The organism is Bacillus sp. NPDC077411 (genome assembly GCF_044543425.1).
Taxonomy (GTDB): Bacteria; Bacillota; Bacilli; order Bacillales; family Bacillaceae_G; genus Bacillus_A; species Bacillus_A bruguierae.
This window is the reverse complement of sequence record NZ_JBITWA010000008.1, coordinates 174130-185891: the sequence shown is the minus strand read 5'-3', so window position 1 is coordinate 185891 and position 11762 is coordinate 174130. Positions and strand designations below refer to the sequence as shown.

The following is an 11762-nucleotide window of genomic DNA, read 5'->3' as shown; positions in this document are numbered from 1 at the left end:
GCAAGTACGGTAATTAACAGTAATGATAATAAACCACCTGCACCTGCATTAATAGGTAAAAAGAGTACTCCTGCTCCAATTGCTGTTCCAAAAAGACTCAATGCCCAGGTAGTATCCTGTTTATGCCACTTTTTAGGGTCTGGATATTTCTCATTTTTTACTGCAGTATTTTCAGCTTGAAATTCTCTTTTTTTTGCAGTATTCCCATTCATATAATAATTCCTCCTTTAATCGTGGTATGAGCCAAGGATAATCCTCGTTCCCCCATCATTTCTACTACATCACGAAAACTTAAGTTGCACCGCAGGTACCAACGTACTGTTAACAAAATAAGATCCGGCTGATAACGCTTCCATTTTCATGTAAATTTCCCTTCTGATCACACACCTTTTTTAGAGTAATCGTATCAGTATGTTCAATTTTAGAAGATTACTTGCAAGGTCTTTAGAATTTTTGCACCAGAACCAGGTTTGATATTTTCTCCGGAGGTAATAGATTATCTCTCGACGCCCCCATTATAACTTGTATATTTATGAGTTTATTGTTTTTTTTATTTTTAGAAAGAATGAATAAACAGAATTTTTGAATGGATAATAAATTACACTTGGCATGTAGCAATTGTGTCCATTATTTGAAGCTGTATTAGTTAGTAGACAATCAAAAATAACACAGAGTTCCTTCGATTAACACATTGATTATATTGGGAACTCATTATAAGAGGTCACTGTATCATTCTGGGAACATTGTACGCTAAGGACTACAAATCCTTATCATTACAGTATTTTATAAAGATGAATACATATTTAGACAGATAAAAACCTAAGTTTAATTGAACATTGATTTGTTTACACACTTTATGAACATGATTATAGCTAGAAAACGTTGATATTATTGTGTTTTATCCTCTGTTCATAAACATAAGATTTTCTGAACAAGTATCTCTTAGCGTACAGCAAAAGGGGGTAATTGCGACGAAAATGTGTCTAAACGGACAGAATTCCCGGAATGATATGGTGAGGTGTATAAAAATACTTATATTTTCCTTTTTTGAAACACCTTATTTTAGACGTGAAAGCTGTTGTAATAAATAATTGATGTAAATGGAAAGGAATAAATTAAGGGAATATAAAATCCCTTTGGATATTTATCGTTATTTTTGTATTTATATACATTTTTCAGAAAAAAGGAACTTCTTTTCGGGGTTCCGACACATCGCTATCAAGCTAACAAAACTAAATTTCCTTCAAATGAAAAATACGCTATTCTTTCTGTAGAATCATAGGAAAAGATGACACTTTTTATGAATCTAGAAATTTTTGATAAACTCCATCGTTTCTAAAGAATTACAACGCCATATATCACCACATGTTTTAGAACAGTTGGCTAGAGAAATAGGATTTGTCCAACGAAACAGCAAATATCAAAAAAGTTAGAGATTCATATAAGGACTGTGTATCGTTATATTGATACACTTTCAACAAGTGGTGTACCTATAATTTCAAACACAGGACATAACGGTGGATACTCTTTATTGAACAATTTTATTGAAATTCTGTCAGAATTAATAAAATTTCATCAAGTAAGATAACTTCCCTGACGTTAGCTGTCAGGGAAGTTATCTTATAATAGGCTATATCAATTGTGATTGGAGTGTTACTAGATGCAAACAAAAAAAGTGTATCTTTATGTATTTAATACAATGTCAGACTGGGAATATGGATATTTAATTGCTGAACTAAACTCAGGAAGATATTTCAAAAAAGATTTAGCACCTTTACAAGTAGTTACAGTAGGAGGTAATAAAGAAATTATTACTACAATGGGAGGTCTGAGCATAAAACCAGATATTTCCCTCGATGAATGTACTCTTGAGAGTAAAGATCTTTTCATTTTACCTGGAGGGAATACTTGGAGAGAAGATATTCATCAACCTATCTTGAGAAAAATTGGCGAAGCTTTAAAGCTCGGCACTATTGTTGCCGCAATTTGTGGTGCAACTGAGGGCCTCGCGAATATGGGATACTTAGATTCTAGAAAGCATACAAGCAATCACTTAGCGTATATTAAAATGGTCTGTCCTAATTATAAAGGTGAAAAATTTCATGAGATGGGGCCTGTGGTATCCGGTGAGAATTTAGTTACTGCATCAGGAGTAGCTCCTCTGGAATTTGCGATGGAAGTACTGAAAAAATTAGATGTATTTGCACCAGATACATTACATGCATGGTATAGCCTAAATAAAACTCATAAACCTGAATACTTCTTCCAGTTAATGAACTCAATAAATAGATAAATTTTAAAAATTAACTTAGTAGTTTTATATTAATAATTTACCATGCTTTAGACGATGTCAAAGCATGTTTTTTTGTATATAACTTAAAAATGTTTATGGAAGTGAAGAACTTACAAAGCACTCCTGAAGTTGTTATAAGATAGAACTGGTAACTTTACGATTTAGGTCTTAATAATTTTTCAAACAACTTTATTTTCACTTAATATATTTATTTTCTTACCTTGATCTTCACTTGTTTTTGACATTTTCCTGCCCCCTTATTTTATGAAAATAAAAGAACCAGTTATATTCCGCTCAGCAAATAAGCAGAAATACAACTGGCTCTCGTTTACGAATGCTCTTTAAACAATAAAGTGCAATAAACTCGGCAGTTTCATAATTTATATATCCATTTTAATACAACATATTTTAAACCTGACATGTGGTAGGAACGGGACCTGTCCGTTTCTATGCGTGGTCAGATGCTCTCGTTCTCCCTAAAAAAGAAGTTTTTAAAAGCTACTTTATCGAATCTATTTCCTCATACTCCTCCTGCGGTTTTTCGCCGTTTACATAACTTGTATATTGGCGGTACAAATCTTTTAAAGCGCTAATAATTGCATTTTGTGCTTTTCCTTGATAATGATAGGAAATTTCTTCAATGATGTCTTCGATGCCATCTCGTAAACTATATCCTCTTAAAATTTGCGAAATAAAGTCCCGTCCGTGTCCTGTCGCAAGGGTACATGACGATTCGATTATTACATGATATTTGTGATCTGCCTCTATCGTAATTGTTAGTGTTTCATAGACACTGCGCACAGCCATCCCTTTCGGAAGTCTCGCATGCCCTGCCATGAAAAAAGTTCCTTTCCGCATGTTCATCCCCCATTATTATGTTGTCATCATACTTGATCTACATATACAGTCTTCATTCTTGTATAAAATTCTGCAGCTGCTTTCCCTTGTTCGCGTGGTCCAGCGCTGGAATGTTTCATGCCGCCAAACGGAACTTGCGGCTCTGCTCCTGCTGTTTCTGAGTTTACATGAACCATTCCGACTTCCATATCATCAATAAATTGCTGGGCAAGGCTTAGATTATTTGTACAAATGGATGCGCTCAGCCCATATTCTGTATCATTAGCGAGGTAAATCGCTTCCTTATAATTGTTCACTTTAAACAAACAAATAACAGGACCGAAAATTTCTTCCTTCGCAATGCGTGCATCGTGAGGTACGTCTTCAAAAATAGTCGGTAACACATAAAATCCTTGTTGTAGCCCCTCTTCTTTTGGTACGTTGCCTCCGCAAAGCAGTGAAGCCTCTTTCTTGCCTGCTTCAATCATCGCTAAAACAGATTGCTGCTGGTTTTCAGATACACATGGTCCCATAAATGTATCCTTTTCTAATGGATTGCCAACTGTAAAAGCTTCTGTACGCTGGACGAGTTCATTGCGAAATTCCTCATAAATTTCCTCTTCAACGATAATTCTACTTGTCGCTGTGCACTTTTGGCCTGTTGACATAAATGCACCTCTGATCGCAATCTCGACTGCTTTATGAATATCAGCATCTTTTAATACAACGAGTGGATTTTTTCCGCCCATTTCTAATTGCACTTTTTTCCCATTCGCAGTAGCCGTTTGCTGAATTGTTTTTCCGACGTTATTAGAACCAGTAAAGGATATTGCTTTTATATCCAGGTTTTCTGTTAATTCTGTTCCAACTACTGAACCTTTCCCAAATACACAATTGATAACACCGGGAGGAATCCCCGCTTCATGAAAAGCATTCACAAGGTGATATACAGATTTCGGGGTAATTTCTGCCGGTTTTATGACAACGGTATTACCGTAAATGAGTGCCGGAGCCATTTTCCATGCCGGAATGGCAATTGGGAAATTCCACGGTGTAATTAACCCTACCGGCCCAACTGCTATCCGTTTGCTGTAGAGCATCGTTTTCGGATTGACCGACGGAATGATTTCTCCCATCGGCTGATTCGCTTCTCCTGCATAGTATTCGAGAACGCTAATCGCCCGCTTCGTCTCTCCTATCCCTTCAGCGAGTGTTTTTCCTTCTTCACTCGTCAAGTCATAACCGATTTCCGTCACTCGTTCTTTTAAAATAGCTGCTGCTTTCCATAAATAACTGGCCCGTTCTTGAAACGATAACCTTTGCCAATTATGAAAGGCTTCTTTCGCAGAAGCGATGGCTGCTTGTGTATCTTCCGCTGAACTTAATGGAAACTCTCCTAATACTTCTCCATTATGCGGATTATAGTTTTTTGAATATTGCTGAGTAGATGGCTCTTTCCACTGCCCATTTATATAGTTGAAAAACTTCATTTTCCTACCTCCGACTGCTTCTTCTTATTTGGATACCCTAGCAATTGCCGCTTCAAGAATAGCTAATCCTTCTTCAAGCTGTTCATCTGTAATAACAAGCGGCGGTAAGAAACGAAGTACACTGCTGTAAATACCAGCACTTATTGTAATTAAACCTTTGTTATGAGTTTCCTGCATAATTGCTTTCACTTCTTCTGTTGCTGGTTCTTTCGTATTTCGATCCTTTACAAGTTCCATAGCCGTCATCGCACCAAGGCCTCTCACATCGCCAATTAACTCATATTTCTCCTTCCAGCTATTGAATACTTCCATCATACGATCACCAATTTCCCGGGCACGTTTTACTAAGTTTTCTTCTTCAATTACATCTAAAACCGCTAGGCCAGCCGCGCAAGCAACCGGGCTTCCTGAAAAAGTGCCGCCAAGCTGTCCTGGGCCTGGCGCATCCATTAATTCCGCTCTTCCTGTCACGGCGCTAAGCGGCATCCCTGCAGCAATTGACTTTGAAAATGTCATTAAATCAGGAGCTACCCCGAAGTGATCCATTGCGAACAAGTTTCCTGTACGAGCAAAGCCCGTTTGAATTTCATCTGCAATCATGACAATTCCATATTTATCACAAAGGTTTCTTACTCCTTGTATAAACGTAGCAGTTGGGACGATAAACCCACCTTCACCTTGAAGCGGTTCCAAAATAATTGCTGCAATGTTATCACCTGCTACTTCCTCTAACATAAAACGTTCGAAATACGCTAAAATCTGCCCATCCACTTCTTCAGTCGTCATCCCGTCTTCTGCGCGGTAATAATACGGATAAGGCAGCTTGTATACATCTGGTGCAAACGGACCAAATCCATGTTTATAAGGTTTTACTTTACTCGTAAGAGACATTGTCATCAGTGTCCGTCCGTGATAGGCACGCTCAAACGAAACGATCGCACTGCGCCCCGTAGCTTTCCGAGCAATTTTCACAGCATTTTCAACCGCTTCCGCTCCGCTATTTGCAAACATTGTTTTTTTCTTAAAATTACCCGGCGTTAATTCATTCAATCTTTCAGCTAACGCAACATAACTTTCATACGGTGCTACATGAAAACAAGTATGAATGGAAGATTCCACTTGCTCTTGAATCGCTTTTACTACCTTCGGATGACAATGCCCGATATTTTGCATCCCAATCCCGCCTGCAAAATCGATTAATTCGTTACCATCTATATCAGTAATGATGGCTCCTTTTGCTGATTGAACATACAAATGCGTAATATTATATGGACCCGCAGGTACCGCATTTTTTCTTCTTTCATGTAAAATAGCAGATTTTGTAGTTACAATATTGTCCTTTAACATTGAAACATACCCCTTTTTTCATTTTTTATTTTGTATTGCATACGACTTAGTCCTTCTCTAAACCAATCTCCGAACCTTTTAAAATTGGAAATCCCGCTTTATCATCCTTAACAGCTGCTGGCTTATTTCTAACTCTTAGAAAATAGGATACTATTACCACAACAGCAGCTAAAATCGTCAAATAAAATTGCATGCGCATATCCGCGATAAATGCTTGCGAAACAAATATCGTAACAATCATTAGAAGCGTTGCGTATGTGAGATAAGGGAATAACCACATTTTCACTTTTAATTTCCCTGCGCCTTCTCTTTCCGCTTCTCGTCTTAAGCGAATATGAGACACCGCAACAAACATATACATAAGCATCGTAACGCCGCCTGAGCTATTTGCTAGAAAGGCAAATAGTTTATCAGGAGATATAAACTTCAGCATTGCACAAATGAATGCAAATAATACACTTGCCACTATCGCCCAAATTGGTGCACCTTTACTGTTTAATCTTGAAAAAATAAGAGGAGCATCTCCCTTTTTCGAAAGCGAGAATAACATGCGAGAACTTGTATATAACCCTGAATTTAAAACAGACAGCAAGGACAGGAACACAACCCCGTTCATAATTTCCGCAGCAGCAGGCACTCCTGCCATCCGGAACAAACTTGCATAAGGAAGCTTCAATAACTCCGCATTGTTCCACGGGATAAAAATAACCAAAATTGTTACAGAACTTACGAAGAATAGCATAAGACGCCATACTACACTGTTAATTGCTTTAATAACATTTTTCTCTGGATTTTCCGATTCCCCCGCCGCAATAGCAGCTACTTCACCCCCAGATAAAGAAAAGGAAATAAATACAACACTCAACAATACAGGAACAATCCCTTTTGGAAAAAAGCCCCCGTTTTCAGCGATTGTCGAAAAATTCGGCCTGTCCACACCAGGGACAATGCCAAAAATCATCGCAATTCCTAACCCTAAAAAGATAAGAATCGCCGCAACCTTAATAAAAGCTAACCAATATTCAAACTCTCCATATAGCTTTACAGAATAAATATTCGTAATCGTCATCAACATAATCATGAAAAGACTAGCTATCCACGCTGGTATAGAAGGGAACCAATTAGTGACCATCGCCCCTAACAATACCGCTTCAATTGCGATAATAATGACCCAGTTAAACCAATATAACCAACCAATTGTATAACCTGCCCACGGTCCAATTGCCTTATGAGCATACGTTGCAAAAGAACCGCTATCAGGATTAACCGCAGCCATCTCCCCTAACATCCGCATCACAAGTACAACCATTAAAGCACCAATAATATAAGACAAGATTGCTGCTGGACCCGTTGATTGAATAATTGTCCCGCTCCCTACAAACAATCCCGCTCCAATAACCCCGCCAATTGAAATCATTGTTATATGCCTGGTTTTTAAGTCTTTTTGCAATTCATTTTTTTCTTTGCCCAAAAAGATCACCAACCTATACATATTGATTTTCACAAATCCTTCTAGCATACATAATTGCCCGGCATTGATAACGCTTTCTAAAAATCCTATTTATAGAAACAATAAAAAGAGCCAGAAAAACAATGTAAAGAATTACACTGGATTTTACTGTCTCTATCCCTATGGCTCGTCTTCCTGCTAAGGAAGTTCAAGTGGAAAGAAGCCAATTGCTCACTATTAAATTCAACATAGCAATATTCGGGCTTGCAGGGAGGCTAATCACTGTCATCCGATAATAAACCAATAATAATACAAATATACTGAATATTCAAGATTTATTTTAAATTCAGTAAAATCACCACTGTCACAAACCGCTTTGGTTGAATATATTATCACACAACCATAAAGTGAAACTTCTATCAGTAGAGGGGTTTTCATCCCCCACTGATTATCAGCCCTCACCAATCGGGCGCATGCCAGCAGTTTATCTCCAACATAACTTCTTAAGAAAAGCGGAAGTGGCTCGTTCAGAATGTGAGGAGGATGGAGCTTCTGACGTAGAAGGGTTTTTTACCTCGTAGGAAGAAGCGAAGCCACCGAACATTCTAGCCACTGGTGCTGGACAATGCTTTCGCTGAATTTTGAGGTGGGAGTATTACTGCCCCAAAATAGCGGGATAAAGGCGGGATCATATGAAACGAGAACAATATCGACAAATGGAGGAAGAAGAGCTTCCCCTTGTAGAACCGAAAGCGTATGAAAATGTCAAACAAATTGTTATTGTCGGTATTCCGGCTTTCATTGGATTATCAATTTACAGCATAATAGTGACTCTTTTTTAGTAACCAATGAATATTTCATCCAATCATGGAACAATATACACATCATATAAGAAAGGAGATGACCCTCTGGTGTATACATACAACTTATACGATGCAAAAGATTCTTTTGGCATTAGCAAATCGTATCACATTAAATGCGAAATTCCACCTCACCGATTTAGAGCAATTATGATGGAGTTTCGCCGTAATCAAGAAATAGGAGAAAACATTAAAGAATTTATCAACTTCATGAAGCAGGAATTTGATGAAACCTTCGAACTGTTTGAGTATGACGATATTGTGCAGTACGATGCCGACCAAGAGAATAGCATGATACTGGCAAATTTGCTAGATCAGGCAGATGAACATGTTTAAAAGGACTGCCCCGCAGTCCTTTTATCATGTTGATTAACATTCTCATACCCTATCTCCATCAATCGATAATGCGATATTGATCGTTCTTTAGAATATATCGGCGATTCGACATAGAATAAAGACCCTCCGACAAGTCTCGTCATACAATAGCTTCAAATTTATAAATTTTATCACGTTATAGTGACCGTATGACATCTTTATTCATCCCATTCCTATATGTTTATGAAAAGCTCCCACACTTAGCGTTGGAGTTTTTCATAAAGAAAAGGCACTTTTTAAGTGCCTTTCTCCGAGACTACAGTATTTTTGTTAATCTATATTTGAAGCAAATTAACTAGATAACATAACATAAAATAACAAAGCAGCTGCCTCTTGTCGTTTCATTATTTGTTTCGATAAATAATCTGCTGATCCATCTTCATTATATATAACCTCAGGTCCAACTAAACGATGACCTACAATGTTTTTGACAGACTCTATTGCCCAATCATCAGTTTCCCCCTTTAAAGTAGCGTCTGCTGGCGGTGCTTCTAGCATTTTTAAATAATGCCAAGCAATCCATGCTGCTTCTTGTCTAGTAATAGCGCGATCTGGATAAAATTGTTCCCCTTCTTTTTCGTATAAAATACCAAGTTCATATAATTTTTGAATATGGGATGCATACTGATGGCCCTTTACATCAGAAAATACAGGGTCCTTTTTTGAAGGTGGTGTAAAGTAAGCAATTTGAGATAACCAATATGAAAATTCTCCACGTGTAAGAGGGGCTTCAGGAACAAAATTTCCTTCCTTATTTGCTTTTAATATCTCATATTGGTGTAAAGGATCTATAAATTTAGCATATGGATGATTTGCCTCTACATCTTGAAATCTCTTAGGCTCACTTAATTTCACAGCTGAACTACCAGAGTTCCAGTGTATCATTTCTTTTACAGTGCCATCTGTGTGAAGTTTAAACGCCATATAATTACCTTTTTCATCTTCAAATAGTAAAGGATCTATTTGTTTTAATTCCTGTTTACCATATGCTTTATCACTTACAAATAACTTTCCTTCACTTATTTTTACATGTGTAATAAGATTTTTTACCCGCAAATCACGATAAACACCTTCAAATTTCTTTAACTCTTCTTCGCTAGGTTTTAAATACTCTGGCTTCGTTCTGTCTGGAAAATAGTGATTCATAAATTCATCAAATAATTCATAAGGAAGTGACGAGCCATCTTTATTCGTAACAACAAAAACACCTATTTTATGTTCAGGAATTAACCACATTAAAGAAGAAAACCCTGGTATATTTCCACCTTTTCCAAAAACATATTGACCATTATGACTTTGCGGTGAAAAGAATTCAAATCCATATGCCATATTTGGATATTTTGGATGTAACGCAAATTTTGTTTTTTGCATATCTTGAACAGTTTCTTTTTTTAGTATTTGTTTATTTTTAAATTTACCACCATTCAATTGAGCAATCATAAAATTGGCTACATCACTTCCTGTGGAAAACATACTTCCTTGTGGCATGTCCGTCGGTCTTATTTCATAAAATGGGATGGCATTACCTTTTCCATCGTATCCTGTTGCAAGCTTATCTTTGATAAAATTAGTCATAACAAAACTACTATTTTGCATCTCTAAAGGGTAAAAAATATTTGAAGCCATATATTTATAAAAAGGTGTGTTTGTCAAATTTTGAACAATATATCCTTGAAGCATAGAAGCAAAATTATCATATGTGTACGTATCTCCTGGTTTTCTTACTACCGTGGGCATATTTTCTTCTACATAATCTTTAAGTTTTGTATATTCATTAGTTTGATAATGAATATCCCCTGGTCTAGGATCTACGTAATCAAAACCTGTTGTATGGGTGAGTAAATGGTTCATTGTAACTGGTTCACCCATGTTATTTTGATACTTTAATCCCCCCATATAATTTACTATATCTCTATTTAAATCGATTTTTCCTTGTTCAACTAGCTGCATTACAGCACTAGCAGTAAAAACCTTTGATACTGACGCTAATCGAAAAACTGTTTTTTTGGGGTCAATGGGAATATTCTGTTCTTTATTGGAAAAACCGTACCCTTTTTGAAATAGAATTTGATCATCTTTGACAACTACAATAGCTACACCAGGTGCATTTTCTGCTTTCATTTTCTCTGGAATTACTTTATTTGTGAAAGCTTCTACATCTATAGCATGTAATGCTATAGAAGAAACTGTTTCAGCCTTTGAGTTGTTACTACCCAAAAAGACTAAAAAGAAACATAGACTTATAACTAATAAACTTCGAAAATGATTAATAATTCTATTACTTCTTCTTTCCAAATTAATTCCCCCTTTAAAACTAGATGTATTGATTATTTTCACAGTATGCTTGATTCGGACATAACAACCATATCTTACTATTATTTATATTATTTTTCCAATTTTACACTTCTGTATCTTTATAAAAAAGTTTGATCAAATCGCTGCGAAATAGTTCTAATTGATTCATTTTCTTTAAGCATTCTACTATTGCCTACATTCTTCCTATTTATTTTTTAATAAAAAAACCTTGAAAGGCATATAGCCAATCAAGGTTTTGATGATACTGTTCATTACTTATTTATGGCTGGTGGATGGTACAAACACAATCATTTCCCCATCAGGATATGTATCCTTCCACCCACAAGGCCATCCTCCCTGTTTATATATATCAAAAATTCTTTCATAAAAATTATCTGTTTTTCCATTCACCAATCGGTTTAAAGCACACATTGTGAGGTCCCCTTCAACTTCTTCATGAATACCTATGTAATCAAAGGGTAGAAAATGATTAGCGTAATTCTCATAGCCACCAAAATATTCATATAATTCTTCTTGCTGCAAAGCTAAACCTAAATGATAGACCTTTTCTATGATACTTTCTGTTTCTAGTGATTTAACATCCTCCCATACCGTATCCACTTCACTTAAGTTTTGTGACCAAGCAAAATTTTGTGCCTCATCAAAGTCATTTATTACTTGTATATCAGTAGTATTAACATTTTTATTATTAAAGATCTTACTATTATGAATAAAGTCCATTACTTCTTCTACTAAATGAATATTTTCACCAAACTTCATTTGGTGAATCACCTTCCAATCTATACTTCTGAATA

9 protein-coding genes and 3 pseudogenes are annotated in these 11762 nt (G+C 36.3%); 4 read left to right on the top strand and 8 right to left on the bottom strand.

Annotated elements, in window-relative coordinates; translation table 11 throughout:
- Both ACIGHG_RS13235 and ACIGHG_RS13230 read right to left on the bottom strand, forming a co-directional pair.
- Positions 1–212, bottom strand: a pseudogene (locus ACIGHG_RS13235) (septum formation initiator); the annotation flags it as partial.
- A gap of 17 nt (positions 213–229) precedes the next feature.
- Positions 230–331, bottom strand: a pseudogene (locus ACIGHG_RS13230) (IS6 family transposase); the annotation flags it as partial.
- Positions 332–1396: 1065 nt separating this feature from the next.
- On the opposite strand from ACIGHG_RS13230, the pseudogene ACIGHG_RS13225 reads away from it, so the two are divergent.
- Together ACIGHG_RS13225 and ACIGHG_RS13220 are read left to right on the top strand one after the other, a co-directional pair.
- Positions 1397–1549 (top strand): annotated as a pseudogene (locus tag ACIGHG_RS13225) (HTH domain-containing protein); the annotation flags it as partial.
- A gap of 111 nt (positions 1550–1660) precedes the next feature.
- Complete coding sequence (locus tag ACIGHG_RS13220; RefSeq protein WP_396548871.1) at positions 1661–2293, top strand: type 1 glutamine amidotransferase family protein; 633 nt, start codon at positions 1661–1663, stop codon at positions 2291–2293.
- Positions 2294–2791: 498 nt separating this feature from the next.
- Here the strand turns inward: ACIGHG_RS13220 and ACIGHG_RS13215 are convergent, their stop codons facing one another.
- From ACIGHG_RS13215 to ACIGHG_RS13200, 4 genes are read right to left on the bottom strand one after another with little or no spacing between them, the layout of a single operon-like run.
- Entirely contained in the window at positions 2792–3151 is a 360-nt protein-coding gene (locus tag ACIGHG_RS13215; RefSeq protein WP_336474629.1) for a DUF3870 domain-containing protein, read from the bottom strand.
- Between the two features lie 26 nt (positions 3152–3177).
- Positions 3178–4620, bottom strand: a complete 1443-nt coding sequence (locus tag ACIGHG_RS13210; protein WP_396548868.1) for an aldehyde dehydrogenase family protein — start codon at positions 4618–4620, stop codon at positions 3178–3180.
- Positions 4621–4644: 24 nt separating this feature from the next.
- Entirely contained in the window at positions 4645–5967 is a 1323-nt protein-coding gene (gene gabT, locus ACIGHG_RS13205) for a 4-aminobutyrate--2-oxoglutarate transaminase (RefSeq protein ID WP_396548866.1), read from the bottom strand.
- 46 nt (positions 5968–6013) lie between these two features.
- Entirely contained in the window at positions 6014–7459 is a 1446-nt protein-coding gene (locus ACIGHG_RS13200; protein WP_396548864.1) for an amino acid permease, read from the bottom strand.
- Positions 7460–8109: 650 nt separating this feature from the next.
- On the opposite strand from ACIGHG_RS13200, the gene ACIGHG_RS13195 reads away from it, so the two are divergent.
- Both ACIGHG_RS13195 and ACIGHG_RS13190 read left to right on the top strand, forming a co-directional pair.
- A complete protein-coding gene (locus ACIGHG_RS13195) occupies positions 8110–8259 on the top strand; it encodes a hypothetical protein (RefSeq protein WP_396548862.1) in 150 nt (49 codons plus the stop codon).
- Between the two features lie 69 nt (positions 8260–8328).
- Positions 8329–8613: a hypothetical protein gene (locus ACIGHG_RS13190; protein ID WP_396548860.1), complete on the top strand. Its 285-nt coding sequence runs from the start codon at positions 8329–8331 to the stop codon at positions 8611–8613.
- A gap of 330 nt (positions 8614–8943) precedes the next feature.
- Here ACIGHG_RS13190 and ACIGHG_RS13185 read toward each other — a convergent pair whose 3' ends face one another.
- Together ACIGHG_RS13185 and ACIGHG_RS13180 are read right to left on the bottom strand one after the other, a co-directional pair.
- Positions 8944–10947: a serine hydrolase domain-containing protein gene (locus ACIGHG_RS13185; RefSeq protein WP_396548858.1), complete on the bottom strand. Its 2004-nt coding sequence runs from the start codon at positions 10945–10947 to the stop codon at positions 8944–8946.
- Between the two features lie 276 nt (positions 10948–11223).
- Positions 11224–11727 carry a cytoplasmic protein gene (locus tag ACIGHG_RS13180; protein ID WP_336474635.1) on the bottom strand — a complete coding sequence of 168 codons (504 nt, stop codon included), beginning with the start codon at positions 11725–11727 and terminating at the stop codon, positions 11224–11226.
- Positions 11728–11762 lie beyond the last annotated feature (35 nt).